This window comes from Inquilinus sp. Marseille-Q2685, from assembly GCF_916619195.1.
GTDB lineage: Bacteria > Pseudomonadota > Alphaproteobacteria > DSM-16000 > Inquilinaceae > Inquilinus.
Map to the genome: position 1 here is coordinate 201,631 of NZ_CAKAKL010000002.1, position 16,368 is coordinate 217,998.

The following is a 16,368-nucleotide window of genomic DNA, read 5'->3' on the forward strand; positions in this document are numbered from 1 at the left end:
GGCCCCCTCGGGCGTTCGGAGTCCGACTCAACTCGTCTGACAAGCCGGAATCCTGCGCGCCAAAGCCGCATTGGAGGCATGCAAGTTTCGGGCGTCAGGCCCCCATGCGCCGACCCACGCGAATGCCGACTCAGCCCTCTCCGCCATAGCGACGGCGCAGATGCGCCTTGAACACGGCGGCGTCGAGCGGCCGGCCGGTGGCCCGGGTCAAGAGCTCGTCGGTCTCCCAGCGCGAGCCCTGGCCATGGATGTTGGCGCGCAGCCAGCCGACCAGCGGCGCGAAGTCGCCGCGGCCGATCGCCGGCAGGATGTCCGGCTCGGCCCGGTTGGCGGCGTCGAAGATCTGCGCCGCGGTCATCGCGCCCAGCGTGTAGGTCGGGAAATAGCCCCAGCCGCCGCTCGGCCAGTGGATGTCCTGCAGGCAGCCCAGCCGGTCGTCCGGCGGCACCACGCCCAGCAGCGCCTTCATGCCGTCGTTCCAGGCCGCCGGCAGGTCGGCCAGCGGCAGCTCGCCGGCGATCATCGCCTTCTCCAGGCGATAGCGCAGGATGACATGGGCCGGGTAGGTCACCTCGTCGGCGTCCACCCGGATGAAGCCGCGCTCGACCCTGGTGTAGTGGCGCCACAGCGCCTCGGCCTCCCAGGCCGGTCCGGACCCGCCGAAGGCGTCCCGCATCCGCGGCGCGGCGAAGGCGATGAACTCGCGGCTGCGGCAGGCCTGCATCTCCATCAGCAGCGACTGGCTCTCATGCAGGCTCATGCCGCGGGCCTGGCCGACCGGCTGGTTCATCCAAGCCTGCGGCCGGCCCTGTTCGTAGAGGGCATGGCCGGTCTCGTGCAGCACGCCCATCAGGGCCCGGGTGAAGTCGGCCTCGTCGTAGCGGGTGGTGATGCGGACATCGTTGTCGGCGCCGCCGCAGAACGGGTGGGTCGAGACGTCAAGGCGCCCGCGCTCGAAGTCGTAGCCCAGCACGCCCATCATGGCGACGCCCAGCGCCCGCTGCGCCTCGATCGGGAACACGCCCTCCGGCCGCGGCGTCGCCGGCCGGCGCGCCTGGATCGCCAGCACCTCCTCTGTGAAGCCGGGCAGGAACTCGGCGAGGTCGTCGAACAGCGCGTCGATCTTCTCCGACCGGCCGCCGGGCTCGTAGTCGTTCAGCAGGGCGTCATAGGCCGACAGGCCCAGCGCCTCGCCCTTGGCGCGGCCGATCTCGCGCTGCAGCCGCAGCACCTCCTGCAGCTTCGGCAGCAGCGAGGCGAAGTCCGAATCGGCGCGAGCCTGGCGCCAGGTCATTTCGCAGGCCGAGATGGCCTTGCTGGACGCCTCGACCAGATCGGCCGGCACCACGGTCTGCACCGTCCACAGCCGCCGGATCTCGCGCAGATTGGCGCGCTCCCACTCGCCCAGGCTGTTGTCGGCCTCGGCCTCGGGCAGCCAGTCGGACAGGCGCGGATCGGTGACCATGCCGTGGCGCAGCACCTGCAGCAGCGCCAGGCTCTCGGCCCGGGTCTCGGCGGCGCCCTTCGGCATCATCGTGGCGTTGTCCCAGTCGAGGATGCCGATGGCGTTGGACAGCGCGGCGATGCGGCCGAAGTGGGCGGCGATCTCGGCATAGGCGGTCATGCGTCGGGTCCTTTCCGGGCGGCGCGGCCGCGCCGCAGATGATGCAGCAGGTAGATCGCGACCAGGATGGCGGCGAAGCCGAACCAGGTGATCGCATATTGCAGGTGATCGTTCGGCAGATCGACCTTGGTCTGGCCGCCCAGCGGATACCGCGTACGGTCCGGACCGGCCGACTGCTCGACCACCACCGGCGCCGCCCGGTCCCGCCCGGCCGCGGCGGCCATGGCCGGCAGGTCGACCCAGAACCACTCATTGGTGGCCGGGCTGTTGTCGGGCTGCATCCAGCCCTGGGGCAAAGGCCGGCGGGCCACGCCCTCGACCGTCACTGTGCCCTCGGGCGGCGGGGCGTAGGGGGCAGGCCTGCCGTCGGGCCCCAGCGGCACCCAGCCGCGGTTGACCATGACGGCCGGGCCGCCGTCGTCGCGGATCAGCGGCGCGACCACCTGGATGCCGGCGACGCCGTCATGCACCCGGGCCAGCAGCCGGAAGGCGTGGACGGCGTCGAAGCGGCCGGTGACGGTGACGTGACGGTAGTCGAAGCCGGGGTCGTCGCCGAGATCGGCGGGCAGCGGCACCGGCGGGGCGGCCAGGCCGTGTTCGATCCGCTCGATCAGGTCGGTCTTCCAGGCCAGGCGCTCGAGCTGCCAGACGCCGAGCCCGATCATCAGGGCGAGGGCGGGAACCAGGAAGACGGTCGGCCAGAAGTCCGGCCGGAAACGGGAAGCCATGGCGGGGCTCTCACCCGCCGGTGCGGCGGTGCCGGTACTGCAGCGCCACGACATAGGCCTTGGCGGGGCGGATCAGGATGCCGGTGAGGACGACCAGCAGGACGGCGCCGATGGCGATCGGCGCCCAGTCGGGCAGATCGAAGGCGAAGCCGAGCCAGAGCGTCAGCGGCACCACGGTGAAGCCCAGGATGAAGATCAGGAAGACGGCCGGGCCGTCGCCGGAATCGACCTCAGAGAGGTCGAGGTCGCAGACCGCGCAGCGCTCCGCGACCGTCAGGAAGCCTTTGAACAGGGCGCCCCGGCCGCAGCGCGGGCATTTGCAGCCCAGCGCCGCGGCCAGGGGAGAGACCGCTCCGGCAGGCACAGGCTAGTGCGCCGCGACAGCGCCGCCGTGGCCGCCCCACCAGTAGATCGCGACGAACAGGAACAGCCAGACCGCGTCGACGAAGTGCCAGTACCAGGCCGCCGCCTCGAAGCCGAAATGGCTGTCCTTGGTGAAGTCGCCGCGCGCGGTGCGGAACCAGCACACCGCCAGGAAGATGGTGCCGACCAGCACATGGAAGCCGTGGAAGCCGGTGGCCATGTAGAAGGTCGAGGCGAAGACGCCGTCGCGGAAGCCGAACTCCGCATGCGTGTATTCGTAGAGCTGGATGCAGGTGAAGATGGCGCCGAGGAGCACGGTGATGCCGAGCGCCTTCGAGGCCTCCTTCATGTTGCCTTCGACGATCTCGTGATGCGCCCAGGTGACGGTGCAGCCCGACAGCAGCAGCACCAGCGTCATCAGCAGCGGGAAGTGGAAGGCGTCGACCGGGGTGATGCCCTTGGGCGGCCAGATGCCGCCGGTCGCCTCGACCCGCGCGTATTGCGCCGCCTCGTTGACGAACAGGCTGGAGTCGAAATAGGCCCAGAAGAAGGCGACGAAGAACATCACCTCCGAGGCGATGAACAGCATCATGCCGTAGCGCAGGCCCAGCTTCACCACCGGGGTGTGCAGCTTGCGGAAGGTTGCTTCCTTGATCACGTCGCGCCACCAGCCGAACATCACGGCCAGGACGCCGAGGAAGCCCGCGATCAGCAGGACCGGCCCCTCGTCATGCATGAACAGGACGCCGCCGATCGCCATCACGCCGGCCGCGAGCGAGCCGAGCAGAGGCCACGGGCTGGGGTCGACCAGATGATAGGGATGCGGAACCGCATTCAGTTCGTAGCTCGTCTCGTGCCTGTCGGCATGGACGTCGGTCGTGCTCATCCTCGTGCCCCTCTCGGTCTCTCGTCCGATCTTCGCTTCGGTGTTCCGCCCTAATCGGTCCGGCTGCCGGCAGGCCGTCAGCCGTCGTTCTTGGCCGCACGATAGTAGGCGGCGACTGCATTCTCCAGCGCCTTCGACCGCTGGCTGTAGAAGGTGTAGGACAGGGTGACGGTGCGCACGTCGCTCAGGTTCGGCTGCGCATCCATCGCCGCGTCGACATAGAAGTAGACCGGGAACTCCACCGTCTCGCCCGGCTGGATGATCTGCTCGGTGAAGCAGAAGCACTGCACCTTCGAGAAGTAGAGGCCGACCTTGTCCGGCGTCACGTTGTAGACCGCCTGGCCGGCGGTCGGTTCCGTGGCGTTGTTGGTGGCCTGGAAATAGATCAGCGCCGGCTCGCCGAGCCGGACCTCGACCTCGGTCTGCTCGGCCTTGAAGGTCCAGGGCAGGCCGGCATCGGTGTTGGCGACGAAGCGGACCCGCACCTTGCGGTCCAGCACCCTGTCGGAGACCGAATCGGCGACCTGGGTGGTGCCGCCATAGCCGGTGACCTGGCAGAACAGCCGGTACAGCGGCGCCGAGGCGAAGGCCAGGACGCCCATCGAGAAGGCGACGCCGCACAGCGAGGTCATGATGAGGCGGTTGCGGCGCCGGACCTTCGGGTCGAGCTCGGCCATCTAGCCCCCCTTCATCTTGACGATGGTGATCACGAAGATCAGCACGACCCAGGCGATCAGGCCGAACGCCAGGGCCTTGTTGCGGCCGCGCAGCCGGCGCCGCGCGTCGGGCGCCGGGGTCTCCGTCGGTCTGGCGGTCGAGCGGACAGCCATCTCAGAAATGCACCGCGGTGTGGTCGACGATCAGCAGGCCGAAGATCGCGAACAGGTAGAAGATGGAATAGCCGAACATCTGCTTGGCGGCGCGGTGGTTCGTGGTCGCACCGTCCTCGCGCAGCACCCGCACGGCGCAGAGGATGAACAGCGCGCCGAGCACGCCGGCGCCGATGCCGTAGGTCAGCCCGGCGGTGCCCACCAGCCAGGGGCCGAGGCCGAGCGGGAACAGGGCGAGCGTGTAGGCCAGCATCTGGCGCTTGGTCTCGCGCGCGCCGGACACCACCGGCAGCATCGGCACCCCGGCCTTGGCGTATTCCTCGCTGCGGAACAGCGCCAGCGCCCAGAAATGCGGCGGGGTCCACATGAAGATCAGGGCGAACAGCAGCATCGACGGCACGCTGACATCGCCGGTCACGGCGGCCCAGCCGATCATCGGCGGGAACGACCCCGCAGCGCCGCCGATCACGATGTTCTGCGGCGTCCGCCGCTTCAGCCACATGGTGTAGACGAAGACGTAGAAGGCCGAGGCGGCAGCCAGGACCAGGGCGGCGACCCAGTTGACCGCCAGCCCCATCACCAGAACGGAGGCGACCGACAGGAACACGCCGAAGGCCAGCGCCTCGGACGGCGCGATGCGGCCGCGCACGATCGGCCGGCCGCAGGTCCGGCTCATCACCGCGTCGATGTCGCGGTCGTACCACATGTTGATGGCCCCGGCCGCGCCGGCGCCGACGGCGATGCACAGCACGGCGGTGGCGGCCAGGACCGGATGCAGATGGCCCGGCGCCGCGATCAGCCCGGCGATGCCGGTGAAGACGACGAGCGTCATCACCCGCGGCTTCAGAAGCGCGAGATAGTCCTGCCAGGTGGCGCCGCCTTCGGCCTCGGCCGCGGCGGTTCGGGCTGTCCGGTCCAGGGTCACGTCCGACATCATAAACCTCAAGCGGACCGGGCCGCACGGGGGATCCGCGCGGCCCGGCCCGGTCTCCTCTTTTTTCTCAGCCTCGGGTCACTTGACCCGGGGCAGCTGCTCGAACTGGTGGAAGGGCGGGGGCGACGGCAGCGTCCACTCCAGCGTGGTGGCGCCTTCGCCCCAGTAGTTGCTCTCCACCCGGCGGCCATATCTGACCGTGTAGAAGGCGATGCCGACGAACAGGAAGGCCGCCGCGACCGAGATGTAGGCGCCGAAGGACGACACCATGTTCCAGCCGTGGAACGCGTCCGGATAGTCCGGCTGGCGCCGCGGCATGCCGGCCAGGCCCAGGAAGTGCTGGGGGAAGAAGGTCAGGTTGACGCCGATAAAGGTCATCCAGAAGTGGATCTTGCCCCAGGTTTCCGGGTACTGCCGGCCGGACATCTTGCCGATCCAGTAGTAGAAGCCGCCGAAGATCGAGAACACCGCGCCCAGCGACAGCACGTAGTGGAAGTGCGCGATCACGTAGTAGGTGTCGTGCAGGGCGGTGTCGATGCCGGCATTGGCCAGCACCACGCCGGTGACGCCGCCGATGGTGAACAGGAAGATGAAGCCGATCGCCCACAGCATCGGCGTCTTGAACTCGATCGACCCGCCCCACATCGTCGCGATCCAGGAGAAGATCTTGATGCCGGTCGGCACCGCGATGATCAGGGTGGCGGCGGTGAAGTAGGCGCGGGTGTCGACATCGATGCCGGTGGTGAACATGTGGTGCGCCCACACGACGAAGCCGACGACGCCGATCGCGACCATGGCGTAGGCCATGCCGAGATAGCCGAACACCGGCTTCTTCGAGAAGGTCGACACGATGTGGCTGATCATGCCGAAGCCCGGCAGGATCATGATGTACACCTCGGGGTGCCCGAAGAACCAGAACAGGTGCTGGAACAGCAGCGGGTCGCCGCCGCCCTCGGGCTTGAAGAAGCTGGTGCCGAAGTTGCGGTCGGTCAGCAGCATGGTGATGGCGCCGCCCAGCACCGGCACGGCCAGCAGCAGCAGGAAGGCGGTCACCAGCATCGCCCAGACGAACAGCGGCATCTTGTGCAGCGTCATGCCCGGGGCGCGCATGTTGAAGATCGTGGTGATGAAGTTCACCGCGCCGAGGATCGAGGACGCGCCGGCCAGGTGCAGCGAGAAGATCGCCATGTCGACCGACATGCCCGGCTGCCCGGCCTCGGACAGCGGCGGGTAGATGGTCCAGCCGGTGCCGGCGCCCTGGCCGACGAAGGCCGAGCCGATCAGGAGCGCGAAGGACGGGACCAGCAGCCAGAACGAGATGTTGTTCAGCCGCGGGAAGGCCATGTCCGGCGCGCCGATCATGATCGGCACGAACCAGTTGCCGAAGCCGCCGATCATCGCGGGCATGACCGTGAAGAAGATCATGATCAGGCCGTGGGCGGTGACCACGACGTTCCACTCCTGCCCGCCGGCCAGGAACTGCATCCCCGGATTCTGCAGTTCGAGCCGCATGATCAGCGAGAACACGCCGCCGATCAGGCCCGCGCAGATCGCGAAGACCAGGTACAGCGTGCCGATGTCCTTGTGGTTGGTCGAGAACAGCCAGCGCTTGAAGAAGCCCGGCTTGTGGTCGTGGTGGTGGTCGTCGTGACCGTGTGCGTGCGCTGCGGCGTGAGCCATCGTTGTCAACCTCTTCCCCGTCCGGGGTTGCCTGTCGGGGCCGCCGGCCCCGAGTGGGATCACTCCCCGCTGGGGATTCGTGTCTTAGGGGTTATTGGCCGGCCTGGGCCAGCTTGGTGCGCGCCTGCGCCTCGTCCCAGGTCATGGTCAGAAGCTTCGGCTTCTCGGCCGGGTTGGGCCCGACCTTCTCGATGACCCACTTGTCGAAATCCGCGCGGCTGACCGCGTGCACCTCGATCGGCATGTAGGCGTGGTCGGTGCCGCAGAGCTGCGAGCACTGGCCGTAATAGACGCCCGGCTTGTCGATCCGGACCCAGGTCTCATTGGTCCGGCCCGGGATCGCGTCCTTCTTCAGGCCGAAGGCGGGCACCGCCCAGGAGTGGATGACGTCGCCGGCCGTGGTCAGGATCTGGATGTCGGTGTCGACCGGCAGCACCACCGGGTTGTCGACCGACAGCATCCGCACCTGGTCCGGCTTCAGATCCTCGTCCTTCACCATGTAGCTGGTGTATTCGGCGATCTTCTGGTCCGGATACTCGTAGCCCCAGTACCACTGGTAGCCATGCGCGATCAGGGTCATCTCGGGATTCGGCGTCCGGTCGCCGGCATAGAGCAGGCGGAAGGACGGCACCACGATGACCAGCAGGATCAGGACCGGCGCGACCGTCCAGATCACCTCGATCAGGGTGTTGTGCGCGGTCTTCGACGGCACCGGGTTGCGGTTGGCGCTGAAGCGCCACATCACATAGACCAGAAGCCCCAGCACGAACACGCTGAGCGCGACGATGATGACCAGGAGCAGGTTGTGGAAGCTCTCCATCTGCTCCTTGATCGGCGAGGCCGCTTCCTGGAACCCGAGCTGCCAGTTGTGCGGCGGGCCGTCGGCGAAGGCCGCGCCCGTGCCGAGGAGAAGCAGGACCGATGCGCCTGCCAAGAGTTCACGCAGTCTGCCCGATCGCATGCGGTGCCGCTCTTTCGTTATCGTTGTCGTTCCCACCCATGGCCCGTGCCGGCCTTCGCCGGCACCGGACTCCATTCGGCCTTATACCGACGGAACCGCGAGGGTTGAAGCCCCCACGACATCGGGCGCCGCACGAAGCCGGGCCAATCCTGGCAAGGGCGAAAATACAGGGCGTTCCGGGGGGCAACAACAGCCCGTACTGCCGCGCCCATCACGCAAATGGTCGCATCCCCTTGGCAGCCCGATTCGGCCGATGCCGGCGATCGGGGCTGGCCCCGGCCGGCGGGTGGCACTATCTCTGGAGTCCAGACTCCGCTGACCGGACTCCCGCCATGAGTGTCCTCGACCAGACCGACGACCTGTTCTTCACCCAGGCCGGGCTCGACCGCGGCCGGCTCGAGCGGCTGGTCGGCGAGGCCCTGCAGGGTGCCGACGACGGCGAGCTGTTCCTGGAATACGTCCAGTCTGAAGGGCTGAGCTGGGACGACGGCAAGCTGAAGAGCGCCAGCTTCGACACCTCGCAGGGCTTCGGCCTGCGCGCGGTGGCGGGCGAGACCACCGGCTACAGCCATGCCTCGACCCTGAGCGAGGACGCAGTGAAGCGGGCGGCGGAGACGGTGCGCGCGGTCCGCGCCGGCCATGGCGGCAGCCTGGCCGAGCCGCCGCAGGGCACCAACCGCCAGCTCTACACCGACGCCAACCCGCTCTCGGCCGTACCGTTCGAGGCCAAGGTCAAGGTGCTGGCCGAGATCGACGCCTATGCCCGATCGCGCGATCCGCGGGTGCGCCAGGTCAGCGCCTCGATCAGCGGCAACTGGCAGGCGGTGCGGATCATTCGTGCCGACGGCCGCCACGCCGCCGACATCCGACCGCTGGTGCGGGTCAACGTCTCGGTCGTGGTCGGCGACGGCGACCGGATGGAGAGCGGCAGCCACGGCGCCGGCGGGCGCACCGGCTATGATTTCCATCTCGAGCCGGGGCAGTGGCAGGCGGCGGTGGACGAGGCGCTGCGCCAGGCCCTGGTGCGGCTGGACGCGGTCGAGGCGCCGGCCGGCGAGATGACCGTGGTGCTCGGCCCCGGCTGGCCCGGCATCCTGCTGCACGAGGCGATCGGGCACGGCCTCGAGGGCGACTTCAACCGCAAGAAGACCTCCGCCTTCTCCGGCCTGATGGGCCAGCGCGTGGCGGCGCCGGGCGTCACCGTGATCGACGACGGCACCCTGCCGGACCGGCGCGGCAGCCTGACGGTGGACGACGAGGGCACGCCGACCCGCAGCACCACGCTGATCGAGGACGGCATCCTGGTCGGCTACATGCAGGACCGGATGAACGCCCGGCTGATGGGCATGGCGCCCACCGGCAACGGCCGGCGGCAGAGCCACGCCCACCACCCGATGCCGCGGATGACCAACACCATCATGCTCGGCGGCGGCACCTCGCCGGCCGAGATCCTGGCTTCGGTCAAGCACGGCCTCTACGCCGTCAACTTCGCCGGCGGCCAGGTCGACATCACCAACGGCAAGTTCGTGTTCTCCGCCTCCGAGGCCTATCTGATCGAGGACGGCAAGATCGGACCGGCGGTGAAGGGTGCGACCCTGATCGGCAACGGGCCGGACGCGCTGACCAAGGTGTCGATGGTCGGCGACGACATGGCGCTCGACCCCGGCATCGGCACCTGCGGCAAGGAGGGCCAGGGCGTGCCGGTCGGCGTCGGCCAGCCGACCCTCCGGATCGACGGGCTGACCGTCGGCGGCACCCGCGCATGATCGCCGTGATCTTCGAGGTCGAGCCGGCGGAAGGCCGGCTCGACGACTATCTCGACCACGCCGCCCGGCTGCGCCCGGTGCTGGAGCAGATGCCCGGCTTCATCTCGGTCGAGCGTTTCCGCAGCCTGACGAACCCGGAGAAGCTGCTGTCGCTGTCCTTCTGGGAGGACGAAGACGCGGTGGCACGCTGGCGCAACCGGGCCGAGCACCGCGCCGCTCAGGCCGCCGGTCGCGCCGGCATCTTCAGCGGCTACCGCCTGCGCATCGCCGCGGTGCTGCGCGACTACGACATGGTCGGGCGGCGCGAGCAGGCGCCGGCCGATTCGCCGTTCTGATCGCGGCGCCCGGTCACTTCGCGGCGAGGTCGGCCTGGCGGCGCAGCTCCGCCGCCAGTGCTGGGTCCAGCGGCAAGGGCGGCTCCAGGCCGGCCAATGCGGCGCCGGTGGCCACTGTCAAGGCTTCCGCCTCGCGCCGGAACTTGGCGATGCCGGTGCAGCGGCCGCTGCCCAGCCAGCCGGCGGCGTGGAGAATGAAATCGGCGCCGCAGGCCAGGGCGGCGGCGGTGGCGCGGCCGCCGTCGGATCCGGCCTGGGCGTCGTCCAGCCGGGAGGAGGTGACGCCGCCGTCGCCGCGGCCGGGAATGCCGAGCCGGCGGGCCAGCGCCATGGCGCCGTACTGCACCAGGTGCAAGGCCGGGTCGCCGAACACCGGCACCATGCCGCGCATCGAAAACGGCATGGCGAAGATGCCCATGATCATCGGCGTGCCGGGGCGCCACAGCTGGGCCAGCGCCAGCCCGGCCAGAACCTCTGCATAGCCCTGGATCAGGGCGCCGGCGACCGTGACCGGCCCGGTCGCGCCCATCATCATGTAGGAGGTGATCAGGCAGCCCTGCCGGCTCTCGGCGGCCAGACGCAGGCATTTCAGCGGATTGCCCTTGTAGGACAGGGGCGGGGTCGCGTTGATCAGGTGCAGCAGATGGCAGCCGGCCGGCTTGCCGTCGAGCGGGCCGATCGCGGTCGCCGCGGCGTCGATCACCTGCCGCATCGCCGCGGGGGAGGCGATCGTGCCCATGAACGGCTTGTCCGACAGGGTCAGATGGGCGATCGCCATTTCCAGCGGCCGGGCGGCATCCGGCACGTCGGCGATGACGCAGAGCATGTGGCCGGTGTTGGCCAGGCCCGGCGCGGCATGGGCCATGGCCACCAGGCGGTGATAGTCGGCGCGGGTGCCGAAGCCGCCGCTGCCGTCCTCCCGCAGGACGTTCGGCGGCCCGTAGACCGGCGCGAGGACCGGGGGCTCCCCGGCCCCGATCCGGGTGCTGCGGGCCGGGTTGCGGCCGTGCAGCACAAAATGCGCGGGCGCCGTCGCCCGGATGATCTCGCGCAGCCGCGGGCCGTCCAGGCGCACCCGGTCGCCGTCGACCGCCGCCCCGGCCTGCCGCCACAGCGCCAGGGTCTCGGGATCGTCCTCGAAGCGCAGGCCGGTCTCGGCCAGAACGCGGTCGGCGCCGGCCTCGATCCGGTCCAGCGCGGCGTCGTCGAACACGGTGAAGCGGCCCGGCAGGGCATCCAGCGGCTCAACCGGCATGGCCGAACGCCCAGACCATGACGGAGTCGTAATAGGGGTCGCCGGCGATCGGAATCCGGGCCAGGGCCAAGGTCGGCAGCCCCGCCTGTTCGGCGCAGGCCGCGGTCAGCGCCGGCGACACGTAGCGGTTGTCGTGGCCCTCGCGGTCGATCAGCAGGTCGCTGCGCACCCAGTCGGCGCCGATGAAGCGCCCGCCCGGTGCCAGATTCGCGGCCGCGGCCGCGAACGCCTCGGCGTAGCGCTCGGCATCCGGCGACAGGCCGAAGCAGCCGATCGCGCTGATCAGGCCGTAGCCGCCGGGCTGTTCCGGCCCGGCGGGCCAGGGCCGCAGGCAGTCGAACACATGATAGGTCCAAGGCCGGCGGCGGAGGGCCTCGAAATCGGCCTCGGACCGGCCGGCCAGGGCCATCGCCTCGCGATAGCAGGGGGGTGTCTCATCGCCGTCCTTGAACGCCTCCAGGACATGCAGGGCTTCCGGCACCAGGTCGCAGACCGACACCTCGTCCGGCGCTGCCGCCAGGCCGATCGACCAGAACAGCGTGGTCACGCCGGCGCCCAGGTCGATCCAATGCGCCGGCCGGCCGCCATGGTCGCGCAAGGCGGACAGGATCTCCTCCGCCCCCTGGCCGGGCATCAGCCGGTCGTTGAAGTAGCGGCTGCGGTAGTCCTCGAAATAGCGCAGCCGCTCCGGGTCCAGGCGGCCGATCTGCTCCAGCCGCCGATACGACCGGTCCAGGCTTGCATCGGCATCCTTGACCCACCCGCCGATCGCTTCGATCTCAGGCACTGGCGCCTCCGGCCGCCATGGCGAAGCGCCGCTCGCTCGGCATCACCGCGGCCAGCAGGGCGGAGCACAGCGCCGCCGCCAGCATCGCCAGATAGATCGCCTGGAACGATCCGGTCGAGACCTTCAGCCAGCCGCCGGCCATGTTGCCGACGATGCCGCCGAAGCCCAGGGCGATGTTGCCGAAGGCGAAGACCAGGGCCGATTTGCCGGTGCCGAAGACATGGCCGATATAGGCCGGGACCAGGCCGAAGATGGCATAGAAGGCGAGGCCGAAGGCGACCACCGCCAGGTACAGGACCGGCAGGTTCCCGCCCGCCAGAGCGGCCTGCAGCAGCAGCAGGCAGGATCCGGCCAGGATCAGATAGGTCAGCACCATCGCCCAGCGCACGGTGATGCGGTCGGCCAGGGCGCCGATGGCAAAGCCGCCGACCATGCCGACGACGCCGATCACGCTCCAGGCCATCGCCGCCGCGCCCTGCGACAGCCCGACCTCGCCCTGCAGGAAGGTCGACAGATAGGTCTGGTAGGGCATGCAGGACAGGCCGTTCAGGAACATCATCAGCAGCACAGCCGCGGTCAGGCCGGGCGGCAGCGTCCGCAGCCGCCCGCCGATCGAGGCCCGGGGCACGGCCGCCTCCGCCACCGGTCTCTCACCGGCCGGCCGGCGCAGGCGCAGGAACCCGGCCAGCGCCAGCGCAGCGACGATCGCGCCGGTGGTGGCCCACAGGAAGCGCCAGCCTTCGGTCGCCAGGAAGCCGGTGATCAGCAGGCCGTTGACGAAGACGCCGTAGCTGGTGCCGGACGACATCAACCCCAGGGCCTTGCCCTGGTGCGACCGGGGCACGATCTCGCTCGACACCTCGACCATCGGCACCCAGATCGCTGCGGCGCATCCGCCCAGCACCGCCAGCAGCACACCCATGGCGACGACATCCGTCACCAGGGCCAGCCCGCACAGGCAGGCGGCGCACACGGCGATCGACCCCAGGATCATCGGCAGGGCACCGAAGCGGACGGTCAGCAGACCGCTGAGCAGCGCGCACAGCATGAAGCCGGCCTGGACGAAGCCCGAGATCACGCCCATCGCGTCATAGGTGAACGGCAGGTCGCGCCGGATGGCCTCGACGATGGCCGGGAACAAGTACATCCCGAAACCGTAGGTCGAGGCGATGAAGGCGGTGAACAGGACGACCGCCTCGATGCTTCGTTTCCGCCCCGCGGAAGACATGGCCTTCCTCCTACCGGCCGGCGGCCGGACCGCGTCGATAGAGGGCGATCAGCCGGGGCGAATCGCCGGTGAAATCCGATCCGTCGTAGTCGCCATGGACGGCCTCGACCGCCATGCCGTCGGGCCGGGCGTCGTCGATCCAGCCGCGGCTATAGCGATGCAGGCGCATGCCGGCCGCCCAGTCCTCGGCGACGCGGCCGCCCTGCAACACCCGGTACTGCAGGTCGAACCGGATCGACATCCCGTCATGGTGCTGCGCCGATTGCCGGACCAGCTGCGACCCGTCCGACAGCGTCCGGATCCAGTCGGTGGCCCAGACCCCGTCGGTCCGGGCCGGGTCGTAATAGTCCGGGTCCGGCGCCCCGCCTGGCACCGGTAGGAAGGTGGCGAGGTCGACGGCCAGCCGGCCGCCGGGCGCGACATGCGCCGCGGCCGCGGCCAGGGCTTGGCGGCCTTCCTCCGGCGGCAGCAGTTGCAGCGCCTCGCGCGGGATCAGCGCCAGGTCGAAGCGCTCCTCCAGCCGCAGCTCCCGCATGTCGGCGACCCGGCCACGGATCCGGCCGCCATGGCCCTCGCGCTCCAGCGCCGCAACGGTCCGCGCCACCATCTCCGGCTCGAGGTCGACCACGGTCAGCCGCCCGGCATATGGGGCGATCCGCAGCGACAGGCGGCCGGCGCCGCAGGGCACCTCGAGCACGCTCGGGGCCGCTTGGCCGACCAGGCCGAGGATGAAGCCGACGTCGCGCTCCTCCGTGTATTCGACGTCGTAGACCGCCGCGCGCCGGCTATACGGCATCCGCCAGCCCGCCTTCGACCATCTCGATGTGCCGCCGCACCTCCGGATGGACGACCACGCCGCCGGCGACGACGCAGCCGTTGCGCGACACCGGGTCGGCCACGCCGTCATGGACGTCCCGCGCCAGGTCCATCAGGTAGCGCCAGACATTGGCGCTGGTGGCCCGGGCGGCGGTCAGCGGCACCGAGGCCGGCATCGCGTCGATCTTGCAGTGCAGGACGCCGTGCCGGACGTAGAACGGGGCGTCATAGGTGGTCAGGTGGCTGAAGCTGGGCATGTAGCCGCTGCCGTAGCCGCAGGTGACGTCGACGATCACCGATCCCGGCTTCATCCGCCGCACCAGCTCCTCGTCCAGCATCGGCGGGGTGTCGTAAGTCGAGATCAGGATGGCGCCGACCACGACATCCGCCTCCAGCACCGCACGCTCGAAGGCCTCGCGTTCGTTGAGGAGGCAACGGACACTGGCCGGCATCCCCGCCGTGAACCGGCGCAGCCCCTCCCAGCGGGTGCCGAAGACCGTCACCTCCGCCCCCATCGACGCCGCCAGCCGCGCCGCGCCGCCGCCGGCATTGCCGTAGCCTATGACCACGACCTTGGGCCGCGGCGCCCCCGGCACATCCGACAGCAGCACGCCGCTGCCGCCCATATGCGCCTGCAGATGATAGGCGGCCAGCAGGATCGCCAGCTTGCCGGAGATCTCGTTGTCGGACACCGGCACGGGAAAGTCGCCGCGTTCGGTCCGGAAGAATTCCAGCGCATAGCCCGACATGCCGCTGCCGCGCATCGCCTCGACCAGCGCCAGGTTGCCCTCGGCGTGCATGAAGCTGGCCAGGTGCAGGCCCGGCCGGAAATGACGGTATTCCTCCGGCCCCGGGGGCTTGTACTTGAACACGACGTCCGAGCCCGACCAGGCCGTGGCGCCGTCGACGATGCTCGCGCCAGCCGCCGCATAGGCCTGGTCGGGGAAGCCGGCGGCGACGCCGGCCTCGGCCTCGACCAGGACGCGGTAGCCGCGCCGCGTGAACTCGCCCACCGCATCCGGCAGCAGGATCACGCGCTTCTCGCCGCTCCGCCGCTCCTTGAGGATGGAGACCGACCGCTCAGCCATGGCTGCGCACTCCCCTGGCATGTTCGGTGACATGCGTGTCGGTCGGCAGGAAGGACTGCTTCAGCGACGCGATGGCGCGATGCGGGTCCGCCTTGCCGCAGACGAAGACGTCGACGGCGGCGTAGCTCAGCTCCGGCCAGGAATGGATGCTGATATGGGATTCGGCCAGCATCAGGATCCCGGTGACTCCCATGCCTTCGCCGAAATGATGCAGGTTGGCTTTGAGGACCGTCGCCCCGGCCGCGCGGGCGGCATCGATCAGCGCGGTTTCGACCTCGCCCGGATCGTCGATCCGGCTGCAACCCCAGAATTCGGCCAATACGTGCCGCCCCAGGCCTGCAGCCCGGCTGGTCACGGCAGTCACCTCCGCGTGATCGTGCATCGTATGCCTCCGTGGCCCGCTTGTTGCGCGGGCTGTGTTGTCTTGCGCCTGAAATGAGGCGTCCCGGATGCTGTATCGCTGCGCTTATCTATGCGGGCCCCGGGTCAACCTGACGGACGATACCGGGCGCCTGATGGGCCCTCTGTCCTAACCCCGCCCCGCGATGTTCCCGGCGCGGCGTCACCGGTCAGTCGGTCGGGCCGGCGGACAAGCCTGGAATCGACTCCGGCCAGCGCGGCAGGTCATCGGCGATCCGGTAGTAGGCGCCCTTGTCGGCCGTAAACGCATGCGCCATCAGCGACAGCCCGGTGGCGCCGTCCAGCGTGCCGGCGCAGATGCTGATCCGGCTGGTGCGGGCCGCCAGCCGCCGCCAGAACAGGCTGCTGCCGCAGTCGCCGCAGAAGCCGCGCTCGGCCTCGGGCGAGGAGCGGTACCAGCGCAGCGTACGGTCGCTCTCCAGCACCAGGTCGCCGGCGGCGCAGGCGGTGAAGGCGGCGAAATGGCCGGAAGTGCGGCGGCACTGGCCGCAATGGCAGGCCACCACTTGGCGCAGCGGCCCCGTCACCCGATAGCGCACCCCGCCGCACAGGCAGCCGCCGGTCCGGTCCGTCATCGCTTGCCTCCCCCGATCGCCAGGCCGCCAGGATGCGGCGGACGGGGCGGAGCGACTGTGCCGGACCCGTCCGGCGATGTCGCAGGCGCGCC

Annotated in this window: 18 protein-coding genes; 2 read left to right on the forward strand and 16 right to left on the reverse strand. The window is 69.9% G+C overall.

All coding sequences use genetic code 11. The annotated features are described in order from the left end of the window. Positions 1-130: 130 nt before the first annotated feature. The 9 genes from LG391_RS09895 to coxB all read right to left on the reverse strand — a co-directional run bounded on the left by LG391_RS09895 (position 131) and on the right by coxB (position 8,006). A complete protein-coding gene (locus LG391_RS09895; RefSeq protein WP_225767848.1) occupies positions 131-1,624 on the reverse strand; it encodes a carboxypeptidase M32 in 1,494 nt (497 codons plus the stop codon). Further along, positions 1,621-2,352 (reverse strand): SURF1 family protein, encoded by a 732-nt coding sequence (locus LG391_RS09900; protein ID WP_225767849.1) that lies wholly within the window; start codon positions 2,350-2,352, stop codon positions 1,621-1,623. Before LG391_RS09900 ends, LG391_RS09895 begins: the two co-directional genes overlap by 4 nt. Positions 2,353-2,362: 10 nt before the next feature. Next, positions 2,363-2,716 (reverse strand): DUF983 domain-containing protein, encoded by a 354-nt coding sequence (locus LG391_RS09905; protein ID WP_225767850.1) that lies wholly within the window; start codon positions 2,714-2,716, stop codon positions 2,363-2,365. 3 nt (positions 2,717-2,719) lie between these two features. Then, positions 2,720-3,601 carry a cytochrome c oxidase subunit 3 gene (locus LG391_RS09910; protein ID WP_225767851.1) on the reverse strand — a complete coding sequence of 294 codons (882 nt, stop codon included), beginning with the start codon at positions 3,599-3,601 and terminating at the stop codon, positions 2,720-2,722. A 77-nt stretch (positions 3,602-3,678) separates the two neighbouring features. Then, positions 3,679-4,278, reverse strand: coding sequence for a cytochrome c oxidase assembly protein (locus tag LG391_RS09915; RefSeq protein ID WP_225767852.1), 600 nt, complete (start codon positions 4,276-4,278; stop codon positions 3,679-3,681). Further along, positions 4,279-4,431 carry a hypothetical protein gene (locus LG391_RS09920; RefSeq protein WP_225767853.1) on the reverse strand — a complete coding sequence of 51 codons (153 nt, stop codon included), beginning with the start codon at positions 4,429-4,431 and terminating at the stop codon, positions 4,279-4,281. A 1-nt stretch (position 4,432) separates the two neighbouring features. Further along, positions 4,433-5,365 (reverse strand): heme o synthase, encoded by a 933-nt coding sequence (locus LG391_RS09925; RefSeq protein WP_225767854.1) that lies wholly within the window; start codon positions 5,363-5,365, stop codon positions 4,433-4,435. Positions 5,366-5,443: 78 nt separating this feature from the next. After that, positions 5,444-7,045 carry a cytochrome c oxidase subunit I gene (ctaD, locus tag LG391_RS09930; RefSeq protein ID WP_225767855.1) on the reverse strand — a complete coding sequence of 534 codons (1,602 nt, stop codon included), beginning with the start codon at positions 7,043-7,045 and terminating at the stop codon, positions 5,444-5,446. Between the two features lie 91 nt (positions 7,046-7,136). Then, on the reverse strand, positions 7,137-8,006 hold the full coding sequence (gene coxB / locus LG391_RS09935) for a cytochrome c oxidase subunit II (RefSeq protein ID WP_225767856.1): 870 nt from the start codon (positions 8,004-8,006) through the stop codon (positions 7,137-7,139). A 332-nt stretch (positions 8,007-8,338) separates the two neighbouring features. Between coxB and tldD the strand changes: the two genes are divergently transcribed. Next, on the forward strand, positions 8,339-9,772 hold the full coding sequence (tldD, locus tag LG391_RS09940; protein WP_225767857.1) for a metalloprotease TldD: 1,434 nt from the start codon (positions 8,339-8,341) through the stop codon (positions 9,770-9,772). Further along, positions 9,769-10,107: an antibiotic biosynthesis monooxygenase gene (locus LG391_RS09945; protein ID WP_225767858.1), complete on the forward strand. Its 339-nt coding sequence runs from the start codon at positions 9,769-9,771 to the stop codon at positions 10,105-10,107. The genes tldD and LG391_RS09945 overlap by 4 nt, the downstream gene beginning before the upstream one ends. A 13-nt stretch (positions 10,108-10,120) precedes the next feature. Here the strand turns inward: LG391_RS09945 and LG391_RS09950 are convergent, their stop codons facing one another. The 7 genes from LG391_RS09950 to LG391_RS09980 all read right to left on the reverse strand — a co-directional run bounded on the left by LG391_RS09950 (position 10,121) and on the right by LG391_RS09980 (position 16,276). Beyond that, on the reverse strand, positions 10,121-11,362 hold the full coding sequence (locus LG391_RS09950) for a trimethylamine methyltransferase family protein (protein WP_225767859.1): 1,242 nt from the start codon (positions 11,360-11,362) through the stop codon (positions 10,121-10,123). Further along, positions 11,352-12,149 (reverse strand): hypothetical protein, encoded by a 798-nt coding sequence (locus LG391_RS09955; protein ID WP_225767860.1) that lies wholly within the window; start codon positions 12,147-12,149, stop codon positions 11,352-11,354. Before LG391_RS09955 ends, LG391_RS09950 begins: the two co-directional genes overlap by 11 nt. Continuing rightward, positions 12,142-13,377, reverse strand: a complete 1,236-nt coding sequence (locus tag LG391_RS09960; RefSeq protein ID WP_225767861.1) for a nitrate/nitrite transporter — start codon at positions 13,375-13,377, stop codon at positions 12,142-12,144. Before LG391_RS09960 ends, LG391_RS09955 begins: the two co-directional genes overlap by 8 nt. A 10-nt stretch (positions 13,378-13,387) precedes the next feature. Then, positions 13,388-14,173, reverse strand: a complete 786-nt coding sequence (locus tag LG391_RS09965; protein ID WP_225767862.1) for a class I SAM-dependent methyltransferase — start codon at positions 14,171-14,173, stop codon at positions 13,388-13,390. Further along, positions 14,163-15,281: an NAD(P)-dependent oxidoreductase gene (locus LG391_RS09970; RefSeq protein ID WP_225767863.1), complete on the reverse strand. Its 1,119-nt coding sequence runs from the start codon at positions 15,279-15,281 to the stop codon at positions 14,163-14,165. The genes LG391_RS09965 and LG391_RS09970 overlap by 11 nt, the downstream gene beginning before the upstream one ends. Next, positions 15,274-15,663 carry an adenosylmethionine decarboxylase gene (speD, locus tag LG391_RS09975; RefSeq protein WP_225767864.1) on the reverse strand — a complete coding sequence of 130 codons (390 nt, stop codon included), beginning with the start codon at positions 15,661-15,663 and terminating at the stop codon, positions 15,274-15,276. The genes LG391_RS09970 and speD overlap by 8 nt, the downstream gene beginning before the upstream one ends. 187 nt (positions 15,664-15,850) lie before the next feature. After that, positions 15,851-16,276, reverse strand: a complete 426-nt coding sequence (locus LG391_RS09980) for a GFA family protein (RefSeq protein ID WP_225767865.1) — start codon at positions 16,274-16,276, stop codon at positions 15,851-15,853. Positions 16,277-16,368: the final 92 nt, after the last annotated feature.

What these genes read in the sequence shown, in the direction of transcription:
- LG391_RS09895 (WP_225767848.1), bottom strand. Translation starts at nt 1,624, where the DNA reads ATGACCGCCTATGCCGAGATCGCCGCCCACTTCGGCCGCATCGCCGCG.
- LG391_RS09900 (WP_225767849.1), bottom strand. Translation starts at nt 2,352, where the DNA reads ATGGCTTCCCGTTTCCGGCCGGACTTCTGGCCGACCGTCTTCCTGGTT.
- LG391_RS09910 (WP_225767851.1), bottom strand. Translation starts at nt 3,601, where the DNA reads ATGAGCACGACCGACGTCCATGCCGACAGGCACGAGACGAGCTACGAA.
- LG391_RS09915 (WP_225767852.1), bottom strand. Translation starts at nt 4,278, where the DNA reads ATGGCCGAGCTCGACCCGAAGGTCCGGCGCCGCAACCGCCTCATCATG.
- LG391_RS09920 (WP_225767853.1), bottom strand. Translation starts at nt 4,431, where the DNA reads ATGGCTGTCCGCTCGACCGCCAGACCGACGGAGACCCCGGCGCCCGAC.
- LG391_RS09925 (WP_225767854.1), bottom strand. Translation starts at nt 5,365, where the DNA reads ATGTCGGACGTGACCCTGGACCGGACAGCCCGAACCGCCGCGGCCGAG.
- ctaD (WP_225767855.1), bottom strand. Translation starts at nt 7,045, where the DNA reads ATGGCTCACGCCGCAGCGCACGCACACGGTCACGACGACCACCACCAC.
- coxB (WP_225767856.1), bottom strand. Translation starts at nt 8,006, where the DNA reads ATGCGATCGGGCAGACTGCGTGAACTCTTGGCAGGCGCATCGGTCCTG.
- tldD (WP_225767857.1), top strand. Translation starts at nt 8,339, where the DNA reads ATGAGTGTCCTCGACCAGACCGACGACCTGTTCTTCACCCAGGCCGGG.
- LG391_RS09945 (WP_225767858.1), top strand. Translation starts at nt 9,769, where the DNA reads ATGATCGCCGTGATCTTCGAGGTCGAGCCGGCGGAAGGCCGGCTCGAC.
- LG391_RS09950 (WP_225767859.1), bottom strand. Translation starts at nt 11,362, where the DNA reads ATGCCGGTTGAGCCGCTGGATGCCCTGCCGGGCCGCTTCACCGTGTTC.
- LG391_RS09960 (WP_225767861.1), bottom strand. Translation starts at nt 13,377, where the DNA reads ATGTCTTCCGCGGGGCGGAAACGAAGCATCGAGGCGGTCGTCCTGTTC.
- LG391_RS09965 (WP_225767862.1), bottom strand. Translation starts at nt 14,173, where the DNA reads ATGCCGTATAGCCGGCGCGCGGCGGTCTACGACGTCGAATACACGGAG.
- LG391_RS09970 (WP_225767863.1), bottom strand. Translation starts at nt 15,281, where the DNA reads ATGGCTGAGCGGTCGGTCTCCATCCTCAAGGAGCGGCGGAGCGGCGAG.
- speD (WP_225767864.1), bottom strand. Translation starts at nt 15,663, where the DNA reads ATGCACGATCACGCGGAGGTGACTGCCGTGACCAGCCGGGCTGCAGGC.
- LG391_RS09980 (WP_225767865.1), bottom strand. Translation starts at nt 16,276, where the DNA reads ATGACGGACCGGACCGGCGGCTGCCTGTGCGGCGGGGTGCGCTATCGG.